The 17656-nt window shown below is 71.8% G+C and carries 16 protein-coding genes and 1 tRNA gene; 16 read left to right on the top strand and 1 reads right to left on the bottom strand.

Going from position 1 to position 17656, the window contains the following annotated elements; translation table 11 throughout:
• Positions 1-171: 171 nt before the first annotated feature.
• Complete coding sequence (locus OIE51_RS10925) at positions 172-1185, bottom strand: sigma-70 family RNA polymerase sigma factor (RefSeq protein WP_326597305.1); 1014 nt, start codon at positions 1183-1185, stop codon at positions 172-174.
• A 544-nt stretch (positions 1186-1729) separates the two neighbouring features.
• On the opposite strand from OIE51_RS10925, the gene OIE51_RS10920 reads away from it, so the two are divergent.
• The 16 genes from OIE51_RS10920 to OIE51_RS10845 all read left to right on the top strand — a co-directional run bounded on the left by OIE51_RS10920 (position 1730) and on the right by OIE51_RS10845 (position 17648).
• A complete protein-coding gene (locus OIE51_RS10920; protein WP_442811902.1) occupies positions 1730-3388 on the top strand; it encodes an FtsW/RodA/SpoVE family cell cycle protein in 1659 nt (552 codons plus the stop codon).
• Between the two features lie 19 nt (positions 3389-3407).
• On the top strand, positions 3408-4595 hold the full coding sequence (locus OIE51_RS10915) for a M20 metallopeptidase family protein (RefSeq protein WP_326597301.1): 1188 nt from the start codon (positions 3408-3410) through the stop codon (positions 4593-4595).
• A gap of 102 nt (positions 4596-4697) precedes the next feature.
• Positions 4698-6095, top strand: coding sequence for an ergothioneine biosynthesis glutamate--cysteine ligase EgtA (gene egtA / locus OIE51_RS10910; RefSeq protein WP_326597299.1), 1398 nt, complete (start codon positions 4698-4700; stop codon positions 6093-6095).
• Positions 6092-7417 carry an ergothioneine biosynthesis protein EgtB gene (egtB, locus tag OIE51_RS10905; RefSeq protein ID WP_326597297.1) on the top strand — a complete coding sequence of 442 codons (1326 nt, stop codon included), beginning with the start codon at positions 6092-6094 and terminating at the stop codon, positions 7415-7417. Before egtA ends, egtB begins: the two co-directional genes overlap by 4 nt.
• Positions 7417-8139, top strand: coding sequence for an ergothioneine biosynthesis protein EgtC (gene egtC / locus OIE51_RS10900; protein ID WP_326597296.1), 723 nt, complete (start codon positions 7417-7419; stop codon positions 8137-8139). Before egtB ends, egtC begins: the two co-directional genes overlap by 1 nt.
• 12 nt (positions 8140-8151) lie before the next feature.
• The gene (egtD, locus tag OIE51_RS10895; RefSeq protein ID WP_326597294.1) at positions 8152-9126 is read left to right on the top strand and encodes an L-histidine N(alpha)-methyltransferase; all 975 of its coding nucleotides are present in this window, start codon (positions 8152-8154) and stop codon (positions 9124-9126) included.
• 60 nt (positions 9127-9186) lie between these two features.
• Positions 9187-9259, top strand: a tRNA-Arg gene (locus tag OIE51_RS10890).
• 313 nt (positions 9260-9572) lie between these two features.
• Entirely contained in the window at positions 9573-10106 is a 534-nt protein-coding gene (locus OIE51_RS10885) for a lamin tail domain-containing protein (RefSeq protein WP_442811901.1), read from the top strand.
• A gap of 266 nt (positions 10107-10372) precedes the next feature.
• A complete protein-coding gene (locus tag OIE51_RS10880) occupies positions 10373-10501 on the top strand; it encodes an LPFR motif small protein (protein WP_326597292.1) in 129 nt (42 codons plus the stop codon).
• A 195-nt stretch (positions 10502-10696) separates the two neighbouring features.
• Positions 10697-11731 carry a LacI family DNA-binding transcriptional regulator gene (locus OIE51_RS10875; RefSeq protein WP_326597291.1) on the top strand — a complete coding sequence of 345 codons (1035 nt, stop codon included), beginning with the start codon at positions 10697-10699 and terminating at the stop codon, positions 11729-11731.
• A gap of 52 nt (positions 11732-11783) precedes the next feature.
• Positions 11784-12194 (top strand): hypothetical protein, encoded by a 411-nt coding sequence (locus OIE51_RS10870; protein ID WP_326597289.1) that lies wholly within the window; start codon positions 11784-11786, stop codon positions 12192-12194.
• Between the two features lie 144 nt (positions 12195-12338).
• Positions 12339-13646, top strand: a complete 1308-nt coding sequence (locus OIE51_RS10865; protein WP_326597288.1) for an ABC transporter substrate-binding protein — start codon at positions 12339-12341, stop codon at positions 13644-13646.
• Between the two features lie 79 nt (positions 13647-13725).
• The gene (locus OIE51_RS10860; protein ID WP_326597287.1) at positions 13726-14607 is read left to right on the top strand and encodes a carbohydrate ABC transporter permease; all 882 of its coding nucleotides are present in this window, start codon (positions 13726-13728) and stop codon (positions 14605-14607) included.
• Positions 14604-15449, top strand: a complete 846-nt coding sequence (locus OIE51_RS10855; RefSeq protein WP_326597285.1) for a carbohydrate ABC transporter permease — start codon at positions 14604-14606, stop codon at positions 15447-15449. Before OIE51_RS10860 ends, OIE51_RS10855 begins: the two co-directional genes overlap by 4 nt.
• Before the next feature lie 80 nt (positions 15450-15529).
• Positions 15530-16651, top strand: a complete 1122-nt coding sequence (locus OIE51_RS10850) for a glycoside hydrolase family 172 protein (RefSeq protein WP_326597284.1) — start codon at positions 15530-15532, stop codon at positions 16649-16651.
• 28 nt (positions 16652-16679) lie between these two features.
• Positions 16680-17648, top strand: coding sequence for a glycosyl hydrolase family 32 (locus tag OIE51_RS10845; protein ID WP_326597282.1), 969 nt, complete (start codon positions 16680-16682; stop codon positions 17646-17648).
• Positions 17649-17656: the final 8 nt, after the last annotated feature.

Here is a 17656-nt window from a genome sequence, read left to right as displayed (position 1 = left end):
GACAGTCATCAAAACGGAGAAACCGTCCCCACTTATTTCGCGACATCCTGTGTTCTGCGTCACAAGCCGCCCGGGGTTCACCCAAACCCTCCCCGCCCCGGACAGGGGCGAGCCCCGGGGCCCGCCAACGGGCGCCGGGGCTCGGCTTCTTCACAGGGGCCGACCGACCGGTCAGGCGGCGGCGTCGAAGCCCGAATCGCTCGCCATCCGCTTCAGCTCCAGCAGCGCGTGCTTCTCGATCTGCCGGATCCGCTCACGGGTCAGCCCGTGCTGCTTGCCCACCTCGGTGAGCGTGCGCTCACGGCCGTCCTCGATGCCGTAGCGCGCGCGGATGATCGCCGCGGTGCGCTGGTCGAGGCGGCCGATCAGGTCCTCCAGACCCTCGCGGCGCAGCATCACCAGCACCGACTGCTCGGGCGACGCGGCCGAGGTGTCCTCCAGCAGGTCGCCGAACTGCGTCTCGCCCTCGTCGTCGACCGCCATGTTCAGACTGACCGGGTCGCGCGCCCAGTCGAGCACGTCCTGGATCCGCTCCGGGCTCGAACCGAGCTCCCCCGCGATCTCGCCGGGCTCGGGGTCCCGGCCGTTCTCCCGGTTGAACTCGCGCTGCACGCGCCGGATCCGGCCCAGCTCCTCCACGAGGTGGACGGGCAGCCGGATGGTGCGCGACTGGTCGGCGATGGACCGGGTGATGGCCTGCCGGATCCACCAGGTCGCGTACGTCGAGAACTTGAAGCCCTTGGTGTAGTCGAACTTCTCGACCGCCCGGACCAGGCCGGCGTTCCCCTCCTGGATCAGGTCCAGCAGCGGCAGACCGCTGCGCGGATACCTCCGGGCGACGGCGACGACCAGCCGCAGGTTGGACCGGATGAAGATGTCCTTCGCCCGCTCCCCGGCGGCGACGAGCGCCCGCAGCTCCTCGGGCGTGGCCGAGGCCGCGGCGCCGTCCGCGGCCGGCTCCTCCTCGCCCTCCAGGATGCGCTCCGCGTACAGCCCCGCCTCGATCGCGAGAGACAGCTCGACTTCCTTCGCCGCGTCCAGCAGCGGGGTCCGCGCTATCTCGTCGAGGTACATCCCGACGAGGTCGCGCTCCGTGGCATCGCTGCTCGCGCTGGACCGGACACTGCCCGTCGCTGCGACACTGTCATCGGTGTCCGGACGCCGGGCGACGGCACGGGTGGCCATGCGTGCACTCCCCTTCGACATGATCAAAACTGATCGAACTGATCAACTTGGCCCTCTGGGCCCGGACCGGGCTGCCCCCTTGCCTCCCGCATCCGTAACGAATCAACGACGGGAATCCGGACAGAATTCCCAGACAGCTCATCTTTTTCCCAGTGGTGCGGTACCCTGCGCGGTCGCATACGAGACGGCGGCGTCGCTCGCGTCGTGCGCCTGGTGCGCCTCGTGCGCGCGACATCTCTTCCACATCTCTCCCACATCCCTGAAGACGAACAAGACGCTCGGTTAGTTGCCTCCGGGTACCCCCGACCCCCGCGCGCCATTCGACCGCCTTCGCCGGGTCCGGCGGGGCCCCGGCAGGGCCCCGGCAAGGTCCGCCGGGGGCGCGGCGGGCGCGGCGGGCGCGGTCGGACCGGCCGCGCCGGACCCGCCGCGACCGCCCTCGATGTCCCGCCCGCCCGGGAACACCCTGATGACGCACGGACCCGGGCACGGGTAGGTTGCCCGCAGCGCGGACAGCGCGTCGGGACAGGGGGGCGGGGCACGCATGATCAGGGGCAGGCAGGGCGGCGCTCAGCTCCCGCCAGCGGTGAGAAGCTGGATCGCGCACCGCCGCAACACCGAGCTGGCCCTGATCGTCTTCGCCGTCGCCATCGCCGCGTTCGGTCACGCCGCCGCCGGTCTCGCCATGGACGACGACGTGCCGTCCGGCCTCCTCACCCACGTCGCCGGCCTCGGCGCCCTGGCCCTCACCGCCCATCTGGCCGTGCGCCGTTTCGCCCGCCACGCCGACCCGTTGATCCTGCCCGTCACCGTTCTGCTCAGCGGCATCGGGCTGGTCCTCCTCGACCGGCTCGACCACGCCTACGCCGAGCACTACCCGCCGGACAACTACCAGTCGGCCGCCGCCGCACCCGATCAGGTGATCTGGAGCGTCGTCGGCGTCGGGCTCTTCGTCGCCACCATCGTCCTGCTCCGCCACCACCGGGTGCTCCAGCGCTACACCTACCTCGGCATGGCCGTGGCGATGCTGCTGCTGATGGCCCCGGCGTTCTTCGGCGCCGACCAGTTCGGCGCGAAGCGGTGGATCACGCTCGGGCCGCTGTCCGTGCAGCCGGGCGAGTTCGTCAAGGTCATGATCGTCGTCTTCTTCGCCAGCTATCTGATGACGAACCGGGACGCCCTCGCCCTCGTCGGCCGCCGCATCCTCGGCCTGGCCCTGCCGCGCGGCCGGAACGCGGGCCCGGTGCTGCTGGTGTGGGCCGTCAGCCTCGTCGTCCTCTTCTACGAGCGCGACCTCGGCACCTCGCTCCTCTTCTTCTGCGTCTTCATCGTGATGCTCTACATCGCCACCGAGCGCACGAGTTGGGTCGTCCTCGGCGGCCTGATGGCGGCGCTCGGCACGGTCGTCGTCGCCTCCACCCAGCAGCACGTCAAGGGCCGCGTCCAGGCGTGGCTGGACCCGATGGCGATCTTCCTTCCGCCCGACCAGCGCCCGCCGGGGCTGATCTCGGACCAGTCGGCGCAGGCGCTGTTCAGCTTCGGCGCCGGCGGCCTCACCGGTACGGGCCTGGGCGAGGGCCATTCGTACCTGGTCGGCTTCGCCGGGCGCAGCGACTTCATCCTCGCCACGGTGGGGGAGGAGCTGGGCCTGGCCGGGGTGACGCTCGTCATCCTGCTGTACGTGCTGCTCATCCAGCGCGGGCTGAGCGCCGCCATGGCGGCCACCGACCCGTTCGGGAAGCTGCTTGCCGCCGGGCTGTCGACGGTGCTCGCGATCCAGGTGTTCATCGTCTCCGGCGGCGTGACCGGGCTGATCCCGCTGACGGGCAAGGCGTTGCCGTTCCTCGCCCAGGGCGGCTCGTCCACCGTCGCCAACTGGCTGCTGGTCGCCCTGCTGATCCGGGTCAGCGACGGCGCCGGCAAGGCCGCCACCGAGCCCGAGGGGAACGCCACGATCCTCGTCCCCGTGATCCGGGACACGGCCCCGGCCCCCGACCCGCTCAGCGGGCCGGATCGGCGTGCCGGCACGTATCCGGATCGGCGCTCGGCCACGTACCCGGATCGGCGTGCCGGCACGTATCCGGATCGGCGCTCCGACACGTACCCGGATCGGCGTTCCGGCACGGATCCGGACCCTGGCGCCGGTCGCCCCGGCCCGGACCTGGGCGACTCGCCGGGCGCGCCGGTGCGCCGCACCCCCTGAGTGAAGGGAGCGCTCCACGATGAACCTTCTCGACGACGCCCACACCCTCGCCGACGACCTCATGCGCCTCCGCCGCCGGCTGCACGCCATCCCCGAGGTGGGGCTCGACCTGCCGCGCACCCAGGAAGCCGTCCTCACCGCCCTCGACGGCCTGCCACTGGAGGTGTCGACCGGCCACGGTCTCACCTCCGTCACCGCCGTCCTGCGCGGCGCCCGCCCCGGCCGCACCGTGCTGCTGCGCGGTGACATGGACGCGCTGCCGGTCGCCGAGCGCACCGGCCTGCCGTTCGCCGCCGGGGCGGAACGGATGCACGCCTGCGGCCACGACCTGCACACCGCGATGCTGGTCGGCGCCGCCCGGCTGCTGGCCGCGCACCGCGACCGGCTGGCGGGGAACGTGCTGTTCATGTTCCAGCCCGGCGAGGAGGGCTGGGACGGCGCCGGGCACATGCTCGCCGAGGGCCTGCTCGACGCGGCGGGGGAGCGCCCGGTCGCCGCGTACGCCCTCCACGTGAGCTCGCACACCTGGCCGTCCGGCGTGTTCTCGACGCGCGGCGGCCCGATGATGGCCGCCTCCAACGTGCTGGAGGTGACTGTCAGGGGCGCGGGCGGCCACGGCTCGGCCCCGCACCGCGCGAAGGACCCGATTCCGGCGGCGTGCGAGATGGTGACCGCGCTCCAGACATGGATCACGCGCTCGTTCGATGTCTTCGACCCCGTGGTCCTGACCGTCGGCAGCTTCCACGCGGGCACCCAGTCGAACATCATCCCGGACACGGCGACGTTCCACGCAACCGTCCGCAGCTTCTCCGCCGAGGTCCGCGCCCGGCTGCGCGAGGGCACGGTCGCCGTGTGCGAGGGGATCGCGGCGGCGCACGGGCTGGCGGTGGACGCCGAGTTCGTCGAGCAGTACCCGGTCACGGTCAACGACGGCGCCGAGACCGCGTTCGCCGCCGACGCGGTGCGCGAGCTGCACGGCGAGGAGCGGTACGCCCCGATGGAGAACCCGATCCTCGGGTCCGAGGACTTCTCCCGGGTGATCGACGCGGTGCCGGGCGCGATGCTCTTCCTCGGCGCCACGATGCCCGGCCTGGACCCCGACACCGCCCCGGCGAACCACTCCCCGCTGGCCGCGTTCGACGAGGCGGTGTTGCCCGATGGCGCCGCGCTCTACGCGGAGCTGGCCGTGCGCCGACTGGCGGCATAGCCGGAGCGCGCCGCCGCCCGCCGCCTTACGGTGATCCCATCGGCCGGATATATCCGGCTGAATCGGATTCGTGAGCGCGTCGTGAGGAGGGTGGTGGCGACGATGACGGTGAAGGCGGTCATAGCCCAGGAGCCCGGGGAGCCGGAGGACCCGGGCGCGCGCACCGGACCACTGGGGGAGCGGGCGGCCGAAGCCCACGTCGCGCGCTCCGGCTTCGCCCTCGGGGCCCCCGCGCTCACCGGAGTGGAGCTGGAGTGGCTGGTCCGCGAGGCCCGTGACGGCCACTACGGCCGTGACGCCCCTGGCAGCCGTGACGCCCGCGATGCTCGTGACGCTTCTGCTCCCGGGCGGGCCGTTCCGGCCGGGAGCGTGGACGCCGCGCTGGCCTCGCTCGGGCCGCTGCCGGGGGGCGGGCGCCTCACCCGGGAGCCGGGCGGCCAGGTCGAGCTGAGCAGCCTGCCCGCGCCCTCCCTGGCCCGGTGCGTCGCCGCCGCGACCGCCGACCTCGCCGCGATCCGGGCGGCCCTGGCCGCCGTCGGCCTCGTCCTCGCCGGCTACGGCCTCGACCCGTACCGCGCACCGCCCCCGGTGGCCGGCCAGCCGCGCTACCGGGCGATGGCGGCGCACTTCGACCGTTTCTCGCCGGGCGGACGGGCCGTGATGTGCGCCACCGCCTCCGTCCAGGTCTGCCTGGACGCGGGCGACGACACCGACGGTCCCGCCGGCTACCGCTTCCGCTGGCTCCTGGCCCACCGCCTCGGCCCGGTGCTGATCGCGGCCTTCGCCAACTCGCCGCTGTGGCACGGCCGTCCCACCGGCTGGGTCTCCACCCGGCAGGCCCTGTGGGCGCGTGTCGACCCCGGCCGCACCCGGCCGCCCGAGGGGCACGGCCCGCTCCAGCCGGTGGACGATCCGCGCGACGCCTGGGCCCGTTATGCTCTCGACGCGCCGCTGCTGTGCGTGCGCCGCCCCGCTCCCGCCGCCTGGACCGCGCCGGCCGGCTGGACGTTCCGGTCCTGGCTGCGCGACGCGGCCGGGGACGCGCCCCGCGAACGCCCGCCGGGGCCCGACGACCTCGACTACCACCTCGGCACCCTCTTCCCGCCCGTACGGCCGCGCGGCTGGCTGGAGTTGAGGATGATCGACGCCCAGCCGGGCGACGACGGCTGGATCGTTCCGCTCGCCGTCGCCGCCGCCCTGATGGACGATCCGGTGGCGGCCGGGGCCGCGTTCGACGCGACCGAGCCGTTGACCGGGCGCGGCGGGCCGTTCCCCCGCCCGGACCTGTGGCTGCGTGCCGCCCGCGCCGGTCCCGCCGACCCCGCGCTGGGCCCGGCGGTCCGCACGTGCCTCGCCGCCGCCGAGGCCGCCCTCGCCCGTGACCCGGCCTGCGCGGAAGTTCGGCGCGCGGTCGGTGACTTCGCCGACCGGTACGCCGCGCGCGGCCGTTGTCCCGCCGACGATCTGCTCGACCGGTTCCCCCAAGGAGTGAGGCGATGACCGAAGACACCCTCATCCCCGAAGTGACCGCCGCGCCCAGCCCCCGCGAACGGGCCCGGATCGCCCTGTCCACCGCGCGCCGCCGCACGCTGGCACTCGCCGACTGCCTGAGCGACGCCGAACTGATCGCCCAGCACTCCTCGTTGATGTCACCGCTGGTCTGGGACCTCGCCCACATTGCCAACCAGGAGGACATCTGGCTGGTCCGCCGCGTGGGCAGCCGGCCGGCCGTGCGGCCCGATCTCGACGACCTGTACGACGCCTTCCGCCATCCCCGCGCCGACCGCCCGGCGTTGCCGCTCCTCGACCCGGTGCGCGCCCGTCGCTACCTCGCCGTCACCCGCGACCAGGCGCTCGACGTGCTGGCGGCGCTCCCGCCGGGCGACGGCTTCGTCTTCGGCATGGTCGCGCAGCATGAGCAGCAGCACGACGAGACGATGCTCGCCACGCACCAACTGCGCGCCGGGTGCCCGGTGCTGAGTGCGCCGGCGCCGCCTCGGGCGTCCGCCGCCGAGCGGCTGCCGCGCGAAGTCCTTGTGCCCGGCGGCCCGTTCACGATGGGCACCTCGACGGATCCGTGGGCGCTGGACAACGAGCGGCCCGCGCACGCGGTGGACGTTCCGGCGTTCTGGCTGGACACCGTGCCGGTGACCAACGCCGCGTACGAGGAGTTCATCGCGGACGGCGGCTACGACGACCCGCGCTGGTGGACACCCGGGGGCTGGGAGCACCGGCGGTCGGCGGAGCTGGCCGCGCCGGGGTTCTGGTTCCGTGACGGTGGACCGGCGTGGTTGCGGCGGCGGTTCGGGCAGGTGGAGGAGGTGCCGGCGGACGAGCCGGTGCTGCATGTGTGCTGGTACGAGGCGGACGCCTACGCCCGATGGGCCGGCCGGCGGCTGCCGACCGAGGCCGAGTGGGAGAAGGCCGCCCGCCACGACCCCGCCACCGGTGAGTCCAGGCGCCACCCCTGGGGCGACACCCCACCCGGCCCCGAGCACGCCAACCTCGGCCAGCACCACCTCCAGCCCGCCCCCGCCGGCTCCTACCCCGAGGGCGCCGCGCCCTGCGGCGCGCGCCAACTCCTGGGCGACGTATGGGAGTGGACCGCCAGCGACTTCCAGCCGTACCCGGGATTCGCGGCGCACCCGTATCGCGAGTACAGCGAGGTGTTCTTCGGCTCCTCCCACAAGGTGCTGCGCGGCGGCTCGTTCGGCACCGACCCGGTCGCCTGCCGGGGGACGTTCCGCAACTGGGACCGCCCCATCCGCCGCCAGATCTTCTGCGGCTTCCGCACCTGCCGCACGGCGGAGGAGGCGCGCTGATGTGCCGCCACCTCGCGTACATCGGGCCGCCGCGCCCGCTCGCGGAGCTGATCAGCGGCGCGCCGCACAGCCTCTACGAACAGTCCTACACCCCGACGGTCAACGCGGATGGCTTCGGCGTCGGCTGGTATCCGGTGAACGATGGTGCTGGGCCGGTGCGTTACCGCCGTGCCGTGCCGATCTGGGCCGATGCCAACCTGCCCGGCCTGGCCGCCGCCATCAGCAGCGGCGCCGTCCTGGCGGCGGTCCGTTCCGCCACGCCGGGCAACAGCTACGAGGAGTCCGCCGTCGCGCCCTACGCCCTGGGCCACTGGCTGTTCAGCCACCACGGCCGGGTCGACGACTGGGAGTTGCTGCCCGAGGACGCGGGCGAGCCGCTGTCCTCCGCCGAACTCCTCGACGCGGAGGCCCGTTGCGACGCCGCTCTGCTGTGGATCATGACGATCAGACGCCTGGCCGACGGCACGTCGCCGGGCGACGCCCTGGCCGACGTGGTCCGCCAGACGGCCGGCGCCCGGCCCGGCGCCCGCCTCAACTTCCTCCTCACCGACGGGCATACCATCGCCGCCACCCGCCACGGCGGCCCGCTCTGGTACCACCCGGCCCCCGGCGAGTTGACCGTCGCCACCGCCCCCACCTCGGACGACGACGGCTGGCGGGAAGTCCCCGACCACTCCCTGCTGTTGGCCACCGAGCGCACGACCGAAATCGAACCCCTCTGAAGGAGAGACCTCATGCCGAATCGCATCTCGGTCGAAAACCGCCTGCCCGCCGACCACTTCGCCCGCACCCTGCGCGCCGACGTGGCCGAGGGACTGACCGCGCAGCCCAAGAAGCTGCCACCGAAGTGGTTCTACGATGCCCACGGCAGCGTCCTGTTCGACCGCATCACGCGCCTGCCCGAGTACTACCCCACCCGCGCCGAACGGATGGTCCTGCGCGCCCGCGCCGACGAGATCGCCCAGCTCACCGGCGCCCGCACCTTGATCGAACTCGGCTCGGGCTCCTCCGAGAAGACTCGCTTGCTGATCGACGCCCTGACCGCCGGCGGCACACTGAAGCTCTACGCGCCCCTGGACGTCAGCGCGTCGGCCCTGGAGAACGCCGCCGAGTCACTGTGCCGCGACTACCCCGACCTGCGCGTCGCGGCGACGGTCGCCGACTTCGAGACGGACCTCCAACTCCCCGACTCAGGTCCCCGCCTGGTGGCCTTCCTCGGCTCCACCATCGGCAACTTCGACACGGACCAGCGCGCCGCGTTCCTCAACAGGACGCGCGCCACCCTGACCCGGGAGGACGACGCGCTGCTGCTCGGCGTCGACCTGGTCAAGGACCCCAAGACCCTGATCCGCGCCTACGACGACGACCAGGGCGTGACGGCGGCGTTCAACAAGAACCTGCTGCGCGTGCTGAACCGCGAACTCGACGCCGACTTCGACGCCGGCGCCTTCGACCACCGAGCGGTGTGGAACGCGGAAGCCGAACAGATGGAGATGCGCCTGCGCGCCCGCGTCACCCACACGGCCAAGATTCCGCCCCTGGACCTGACGGTCGACTTCACCCGCGGCGAGGACCTGTGCACGGAGATCTCCGTCAAGTTCCGCCACGAGCGGATGATGGAAGAACTGACGGCCTCCGGCTTCACCCTCACCCACTGGTGGCCGGACCCCCAATCCCGCTTCGCGATCCTCCTCGCCACCCCTGCCTGACCCCCCACCGGCGACGGCAACGGTCGGAGACCACCCGCTACACTGAGCCAGACATGCCCCGCCTCAGTAGCTCAGGGGATAGAGCACCGCTCTCCTAAAGCGGGTGTCGGCAGTTCGAATCTGCCCTGGGGCACTCCCCGAATGCCCCGGACCGCACGAGGTCCGGGGCGTCGCGTGTGCGTCCTCACCATCCCCGCGCGACGACTTCGCGGGGAACTGGTTCCGGCGACGGGACGCCCGCCGACCCGGCCCGCATCGACCGGGGCGTCTGCGCCGCGTTGTCCCAGTCAGGCGTCAACCCCACCACCGCGCGACCGGCTTCGCCGCCACCGGCGCCGTGGTCCCGCACGCTCAGGGACGCGTGAGACCAGCCTCGATAACGGATTGGCAACCCACCGTAGGGGTGTGGTCACTCCCCCGGTAGCCTTTGCCTCCGCCGCACACGGATGGTGCGCGGTCTCGTTACATGTGGGGAGATTTCGTTGAGGAAGCCTGTCCGTGCCGCCGTCGCGGCTGTCGCCGCGGCGTGTGCCGTCGTGCTGATACCGGCCCAGTCCGAGGCCGCCGAGTACAGCTCGGCGCTGAAACTCCGGGGGGTCCAGTACGACGCGCCCGGCCGGGACTCCAACAGTTGCTCCTCCGGCAACACCGACGAAGAGTACGTGACGATCAAGAACTACTCGTCCTCGGTGACCGTCAACCTCAGGAACTACGTCGTCAGGGACGCCGCCGGCAACCGCTTCGTGTTCTCCGCCGACCACTACCTTCAGCCCGGCGACTACGTGCGGCTGCGCGGCGGCAACGGCACGGACTCCGACAAGTACAACGTGGTCTACCGCGACAACTGCAACTTCATGTGGAACAACGACCGCGACACGATCTATCTCTACAAGTCCTCGGGCAGCGCGGCGGATTCCCACTCCTACACCAAGAGCGGATCCGACCCCGACGGCAACGGCTACGTGAGCTTCCACGGCTGACCCCCGGGGCCCGCTCCCTCGGCGAGGGGCACCGCGATATTCAGCGGTGTCTGGCAAATCCCTTGGCTGTACGTGGGCTTGCGGCGGACGGACCATCGGTGGTCGACCCCGTCGGCCGAGATGAGCCGGAGCCCTTTCCTGGCGCTGGTGACCATCCACGCCGTCCGTGGCGCGGGGGCTGTGGCGGGGGACCGGGGTCGTAGCGGGTTTGGCCGACGGCGGGCGCGGAACTCGTGGCGGTGCGAACGGACAAGGGAGGTCCAGCCATGCTCAAAGCTGTCGCAGACGTCCTCCGGGCGATCGGTGGCGCGCTCGCCACGGTCGTCTCGTTGCCCTTCCGTGCCGTCGCCCGGCTCTTCGGTGGGGCGTCGGACACCGCGCGCGGGCGTCACTGACCCTGCCGGAACGGGCGGGTCGCACCTGGTGACGGGGTGCGGCCCGCCCTCTTCGCGCGCCGGGCCCGGGTAACGAAAAGATAACGCGCGCGCCCCCTCTGGACGGTGGGGGGGAACGGGTCTACGTTTCCGTCAATCGATTGACACGGCAAACGATTGACGTGACCGGTGGAGGTCCTTGTGGGCAGGGTGACGATGCGCGATGTCGCAGCTCGGGCGCGGGTTTCCGTGTCCACCGTGTCGCTCGTCCTCAACGGCCGCGACGGCGGCCGGGTGAAGCCCGCGATCAGCAAGCGGGTGCGCCGGGCGGCCGAGGAGCTGGAGTACGCGCCCAACCTCGTCGCCCGCGGTCTGCGGACCAACCAGACGCACACCATCGGTCTCATCTCCGACCGCGTCGCCAGCACGCCGTTCGCCGGGCGCATGCTCGCCGGGGCGCACGACACGGCCTGGGAGAGCGGGCGGTTGCTGCTGCTGGTCGACTCGGGCGGTGACGCGGACGTCGAACGGGCGGCGATCCGCACGCTGGTGCAGCGGAACGTGGACGCGCTGATCTACGCGTCGATGTACCACCGGGTGGTCGAACTGCCCACCGTGCCCGACGACTTGCCGCTCGTCCTGCTCGACGCGCGGCCCGCGGACGAGGAACGGCCCGATGTGGCCTGGGTCGTTCCCGACGAGGCCGGCGGCGTCAGGGCCGCCGTCACCGAGCTGCTGGAAGCCGGACACCGGCGGATCGCGTACTGCACGGACGCGGTCGACGTGCCCGCCGTGCACGAGCGGATGCGGAGCTTCGAGGACACCATGGCCGCCGCCGGCGTTCCCGTCGATCCGCGGTACATCGCGCGGATGCCCGACAGCAACGCGGCCGACGGGCGGGAGGGCGCGGCCCGGTTGCTGGCCCTGCCCGAACCGCCGACCGCCATCTTCTGCTTCAACGACCGTATGGCGATGGGTGCGTACCGGGCCGCGCGAGAGCTGGGCCTGCGCATTCCCGACGACATCTCGATCGTGGGCTTCGACGACCAGGAGCACGTCGCCGACGGACTGGCGCCCGGTCTGACCACGGTCGCCCTGCTCCACTACGACATGGGCGTGTGGGCCGCCCGGCAGGTCCTGTCCCTGCTCTCGGGCGAGGAGCCGGACGGGCCGAGGCAGCGGCGGATGCCGTGCCCGCTCGTCCGCCGCCAGTCCGTCGCCCCGCCGGCGATCCCCGCTGACCCCGGCTGATCCCCACCCCTCCCTCCACGACCACCGACGCGAGGATGCAAGGAGGCATCGCGTGCGCGAGAACGAGTCAGGAAACGTCACCGGACGAAGAGCCCTGCTGAGGGCGTCCGCCATGGGAGCGACCGCGACGGTCGGAGCGGTCGCGCTCTCCACGCTGAACGCCACGCCGGCGAGCGCGGACCCGCGGCCGCCGACCGTGTACGACGTCACGACGTGGACCCATTCGACCAACCCCGCCCTCACCCGCTCCACGGACATCGGCGCGCTGATCAACGACATCATCGCCGACATCACGCCGTCCGGCGCGACCCCGACGATCATTCTCGTCGCCTCCGGTACCGGCCATCAGATCACCAACAACCACGCCGTCAGCAACGTCGCCGCCATGCACGTGGTCCTCGACGCCGCCACGCACGCGCCCCGGGTGCTCGACAGCGCCACCTCGGCGCAATTTCTGAACTAGACCGCGGACCACACGTTCCGCGCCACCCCCTGAAGACGGGGGAATCCGTCCCCGGCGATTCACGGGGACCGGCGAATTCCAGGAAGCCGGCGCATGTTCCCCCTTCCCCGGGCGGGCGCGTCTCCCTGAGCAAGGAGTAAGAAAATGGAAGGCATTCACAGACAGTTCCCCCGGCTCTCCCGGCGCGGATTCCTCCAGGCCACCGGCGCCGCCGGCGCGGCGGCGGCCCTCTCCTCCGCGTGCGGCGCGGGCGGGTCGGGCGGCGGCGGGTCCGACACGCTCAGGCTCCTCTGCGAGGCGGGCGGCAAAGCGGAACTGACCAGGATCGCCCAGCTCTTCACCGAGGAGACCGGCACCAAGGTCACCTTCATCGAGCTGCCCTACGACGGCTTGTTCAACCGGCTCAGCAGCGAACTCCCCGCCGACAGCCTCTCGTTCGACATCGCCGCCCTCGACGCGATCTGGCTGCCGACGTTCGCCGAGGTGCTGCGCCCACTGGACGAACTGTTCACTCAGGCGGTCCAGGACGACCTGTTTCCCGCGCTGGTCGCCGAGGCCCAGGTCGGTGGCTCCTTCGTCGGGATGCCCGCGTGGACCAACGCGGAGATTCTCTTCTACCGCACCGACCTCTTCGAGGACGCGCGCGAACAGCGGGAATTCGAGGACCGGTTCGGCTACCCACTCGCTCCGCCCACCACCTGGGAGCAATTCCAGGACACGGCCGAGTTCTTCACCCGGGGCACCGACCTGTACGGCACCGACGTCAAGGGTGCGGTGGAGACCGAGTGGCTGGCCCACGTGCTCCAGGCCGGCTCGCCCGGCGTCGTGCTCGACGCGGACAACGGCGTCATCATCGACAACGACGAGCACCTGGCCGCCCTCCGCTTCTCCAGCGACCTCAACAACAGGCTGCGGGTCAGCCCGCCGGGCGCGGCCCAACTCGACTGGGGCGGCGCGCAGAACCTCTTCCACCAGGGCAAGACCGCGATGATGCGGTTCTGGGCGCACGCCTACCCGATGGTGCCCGAGGACTCCCCGGTGCACGGCAAGGTGGGCGTGGCGCCGATGATCGGCGGCGAGGCGGGCATCGGCGCGATCCCCGGCCCCTGGTACCTGTCGATACCCGAGGCCGGGGGAAACGGCGACGTCGCCGCCGACTTCATCCGGTTCGCCTACGAGCACAACGAGCTGGCCGTCGACTCCGACCTCGGCCTCGCCGCCCGCAAGTCCGTCGTCTCCGACTTCGCCGCCCGGCCCGGCTACGAGCACTTCGCCGCCCTGCTGCCCACGCTCGACGCGCGGGCGACCCGGCCGCGGCCCGCCAGCCCCAAGTGGCAGCAGATCGTGGACGACGTCCTGATCCCGACGCTTCAGCAGTCCCTCGCCTCGGGAGCCGACTACGCGGCTCTGCTAGCCACCGCCCGGGAGGACGTGGAGCGCCTTGTCCAGTAGTCGTGTCAGCCTTGTCGGCCGTGCCGGCCCTGTCCGCCCCGGCGGCCACTCCGGTTCCGCCGGCGGGCGCCGCCGGCCGATGCCGGAGGGGCGGTTCGCGCTGCTGCTGATGCTGCCCGCCGCGCTGTTCCTCGGTGTCTTCGTGGCCTGGCCGCTGGTCAGGCTGGTGGCCGACAGCTTCTACGAGATCGCGCCGCTGGCCGGCACCCGGGAGTTCGTCGGGCTCGGCAACTACGCGGACGCGCTGGGGAGTCCGGAGTTCGGCGACGCGGCCTGGCGCACGGCCCTGTACACCGTGATCGTCGTCTCCATGGAGTTCCTGCTGGGGCTGGCGACGGCCCTGCTGTTCAACTCCCTCGGGCAGCGCTCCCGGTGGCTGCGCACGCTGTTCCTCTACCCCTTGATGATCGCGCCCGTGGTGGCCGGTCTGCTCTGGCGGTTCCTGCTGATCGACAACTTCGGGATCGTCAACGAACTGCTCACCCGGGCCAGGATCATCGACGACCCGGCCGACATCGGCTGGCTGTCGGACCCGGACATCGTGCTGTTCTCGGTGGCGCTGCCGGACATCTGGCTGACCACCTCGTTCATGACGCTGGTGATCTTCGCCGGACTGCAGAACGTGCCGGCCGACGTCCTGGAGGCGGCACGGCTCGACGGCGCCACGTTCCGGCAGCAGTTGACGCGCATCATCCTGCCGCTGCTGCGGCCGGTGATCGCCGTGGCGCTGATCGTCCGGGGCATCGACGCCGTGCGGGCCTTCGACATCATCGCGATCCAGACCAACGGCGGCCCGCAGCGGGCGTCCGAGACTTTGAGCCTGCTCATCTACCGCACCATGGTGCGCTCCGGCGAGCCGGGGCTCGCTTCCGCCATGGCCACGCTCTACCTGCTGGCGATGCTTGCCGTCGCCTTCGTCGCGGTCGCCACGATCTGGCGCCCGGGGAAGGAGCCGGCATGACCGCGATGCCGACCGACCGCGCCCGGCGCACCCGACGCGGCCTGCTGTGGGCGCTGTTGATCTCGGTCATCGTGCTGTACGCGTTCCCCTTCGGCTACTTGGTGCTCACGTCGTTCAAGACGCCGGGCGAGGCGATCGCCGTGCCGCCGTCGATCCTGCCCGGCACGTGGAGCGTCGAGAACTACGAGCAGGCCCTGAACACCCGGGGCGTGCGGCCCGCGTTCCTGAACAGCGTCAGTGCCGCCGTGCTGAGCACGGGGCTCTCGCTGCTCCTCGCGGTGCCCGCCGCCTACGGCGTCACTCGGTTCGGCACCGTCAGCGGACGGGTGTTCGTCATGGCGGCGCTGGTGACCAGGATGGTGCCGCCCGTCGCGCTGGGCGTCCCGCTGGTCGACATGATGGGCGACCTGGCCCTGACTGACACGCCGACCGGGCTGGCGCTCGCACACACCACCATCTCCCTCCCGCTCTCCATCTGGCTGATGGTGAGCTTCTTCGAGGCCGTGCCGCGGGAGTTGGAGGAAGCCGCTCTCGTGGACGGCTGCGGCCGGGTCGGCGCGCTGATCCGCGTCGTGCTGCCCGTCGTCTCCGGCGGGATGGCGGTCACCGCCATCTTCGCGTTCCTGGCCTCCTGGAACGAATACCTGTTCTCCCTGCTGCTGACCGCCGTCAACGCGCAGACGACGCCCATCGTCATCGCGAACTTCCAGACCCAGTACGGCCTGCAGTGGGGCCCGATGACGGCCCTCGCGACCCTCTACTCGATCCCCGTCGTCCTCCTCACCCTCGCCCTGCAACGCCGCATCGTCGCCGGGCTGACCCTCGGCGCGGTCAAGGGCTGACCGCGCCGCCGCACCACACCGGGCACGACCGCATCACGTACCGAGCACCACCAGCACCATCACGGAGAGGTATCCGCACCATGCGTTTCTGGCAGCCCAACAGCCCGCTCAGCGGCCTGCCGTATATCAAGCAGGGCCGGTCCAAAAGGTTTTCGAGCTGGGACCGCACCGGTGGCAACCGTGACTTCGCCAGGGTCCTCCCCGGCGAGACCTACGTCATGGCCGAGATCGAGGGCACCGGCGTCATCGAGCACATCTGGATGACAACCCGCTGCTACTCGCCGCAGTACCTGCGCAAGCTGGTCCTGGAGATGTACTGGGACGGCGAGGAGAACCCCAGCGTCCGCACGCCGCTGGGCGACTTTTTCGGCGTCGGCCACGCCACCTGCACGCACTACGTGTCACTGCCGCTGAGCATGGTCTTCGGCCCGCGGCGCGGCCCCAAGGGTCCGTTCGCCGCGGCGATGAACTCGTACTTCCCGATGCCCTTCGCCAGCGGCGCCCGCATCCAGCTCCGCAACGAGAGCGATGAGCCCGTCGAGAACCTCTTCTTCTACGTCGACTACGAACTGACCGACGAGGAGCCGCCGGACGACCTGGGCCGCTTCCACGCCTGCTACCGGCAGGAGATGCCCACCAAGAAGCTCGTGCACGCCTCGGACATCAAGGACCCCAAGCCCTGGGACCTGCCCGGCAAGAACCTGACGGGCGAGGACAACTACGTGCTGCTGGACGCCGTCGGCACCGGCCACTACGTGGGATGCGTGCTGAGCATCGACAACTTCGACGTGGGCAACCAGGAGTACACCTGGCCCGGCGAGGGCGACGACATGATCTTCATCGACGGCGAGGCTTGGCCGCCGTCGCTGCACGGCACCGGGACGGAGGACTACTTCAACGCCGCCTGGGGCTTCCCCAGCGGCCCCTACGCGGGCCCGTACCACGGCATCACGCTCGGCAGCAGCGTGCAGGAGCACTTCGGGCTGTGGAGCATGTACCGCTTCCACTTCGAGGACCCGGTCCGCTTCAGCAAGTCCATCAAGGTCACCATCGAGCACGGCCACGCCAACGGGCAGGGCAACGACTATTCGAGTGTCGCGTACTGGTACCAGCTCGAACCGCACGCGCCGCAGCCCGAGTTGCCGCCGGTCGAGACCCGCCTGCCGCGCCGCTGGCCCGAGCACGGGCTGTGGGACGAGTGACCGGCCCCACCACCGGGGAGGGCCGGCCGTGCTGAGGCTTCCGGACGTCTGGGTCTGGGACTTCTGGCTCGCCGACGACGGCGCCCGCCACCACCTGTACTACCTCAAGGCATCCCGCGCGCTCGGCGATCCCGACCGCCGGCACTGGAACGTGACGGTGGGGCACGCCGTTTCGGAGGATCTGGTCACCTGGGAGGAGGTCGCGGACGCGCTGGCCCCGGGCCCGCCGGGGGCGTTCGACGACAAGACCACCTGGACCGGGTCGGTGGTGCGCGCCGACGACGGCACCTGGCGCATGTTCTACACGGGCGCGAGCGCGGCCGACGGCGGCCTCAAACAGCGCGTCGGCGTGGCCACGTCGACCGACCTGTACACGTGGCACAAGCGCGACGGGCCGGTGCTGGAGAGCGACCCGCGCTGGTACGAGAGGCTGCCGGACGCCCAGTGGCCGGACGAGGCGTGGCGCGATCCCTGGGTCTTCCGCGACCCCGCCGGGGACGGCTGGCACATGCTGATCACCGCTCGCGCCGCCGCAGGCCCCGCCGACCAGCGCGGGGTGATCGGACACGCCCGCTCGGCCGACCTGCTGCGGTGGGAGGCCGGGCCGCCGCTCAGCCGGCCGGGCGCGGGCTTCGGCCACCTGGAGGTCCCGCAGATCGAGACCGTCGACGGCCGGCACGTGCTGCTGTTCTCGTGCATGGCCCCTGAACTCTCGGCCGGGCGGCGGGAGCGCGGGGCGCGGGGCGGCGTGTGGTGCGTCCCGGCCGACGACCTCCTCGGCCCGTACGACACGGCCCGCGCGACGCGGCTGACCGACGAATCGCTCTACAGCGGGCGGCTGGTGCGGGACCGGTCGGGGCGCTGGGTGCTGCTGGCCTTCCGCCACACCGGCCCGGACGGCGGGTTCGTCGGGGAGATCACCGATCCGCTGCCGGTGTCCTGGGCGCCGGACGGATCGGGACTCCGCGTGGACGGCGGTGAGCCCATGGCCCTCTGACGGGGGGC

The sequence above is a fragment of the Streptomyces sp. NBC_01803 genome (assembly GCF_035917415.1).
GTDB lineage: Bacteria > Actinomycetota > Actinomycetes > Streptomycetales > Streptomycetaceae > Streptomyces.
The sequence above is the reverse complement of the archived record's forward strand: the minus strand, read 5'-3'. Positions and strand labels throughout refer to the sequence as shown.

Coding starts and splice junctions, on each gene's coding strand:
- OIE51_RS10925 (WP_326597305.1), bottom strand. CDS start 1,185: ATGGCCACCCGTGCCGTCGCCCGGCGTCCGGACACCGATGACAGTGTC.
- OIE51_RS10920 (WP_442811902.1), top strand. CDS start 1,730: ATGATCAGGGGCAGGCAGGGCGGCGCTCAGCTCCCGCCAGCGGTGAGA.
- OIE51_RS10915 (WP_326597301.1), top strand. CDS start 3,408: ATGAACCTTCTCGACGACGCCCACACCCTCGCCGACGACCTCATGCGC.
- egtA (WP_326597299.1), top strand. CDS start 4,698: ATGACGGTGAAGGCGGTCATAGCCCAGGAGCCCGGGGAGCCGGAGGAC.
- egtB (WP_326597297.1), top strand. CDS start 6,092: ATGACCGAAGACACCCTCATCCCCGAAGTGACCGCCGCGCCCAGCCCC.
- egtC (WP_326597296.1), top strand. CDS start 7,417: ATGTGCCGCCACCTCGCGTACATCGGGCCGCCGCGCCCGCTCGCGGAG.
- egtD (WP_326597294.1), top strand. CDS start 8,152: ATGCCGAATCGCATCTCGGTCGAAAACCGCCTGCCCGCCGACCACTTC.
- OIE51_RS10885 (WP_442811901.1), top strand. CDS start 9,573: ATGGTGCGCGGTCTCGTTACATGTGGGGAGATTTCGTTGAGGAAGCCT.
- OIE51_RS10880 (WP_326597292.1), top strand. CDS start 10,373: ATGCTCAAAGCTGTCGCAGACGTCCTCCGGGCGATCGGTGGCGCGCTC.
- OIE51_RS10875 (WP_326597291.1), top strand. CDS start 10,697: ATGCGCGATGTCGCAGCTCGGGCGCGGGTTTCCGTGTCCACCGTGTCG.
- OIE51_RS10865 (WP_326597288.1), top strand. CDS start 12,339: ATGGAAGGCATTCACAGACAGTTCCCCCGGCTCTCCCGGCGCGGATTC.
- OIE51_RS10860 (WP_326597287.1), top strand. CDS start 13,726: ATGCCGGAGGGGCGGTTCGCGCTGCTGCTGATGCTGCCCGCCGCGCTG.
- OIE51_RS10855 (WP_326597285.1), top strand. CDS start 14,604: ATGACCGCGATGCCGACCGACCGCGCCCGGCGCACCCGACGCGGCCTG.
- OIE51_RS10850 (WP_326597284.1), top strand. CDS start 15,530: ATGCGTTTCTGGCAGCCCAACAGCCCGCTCAGCGGCCTGCCGTATATC.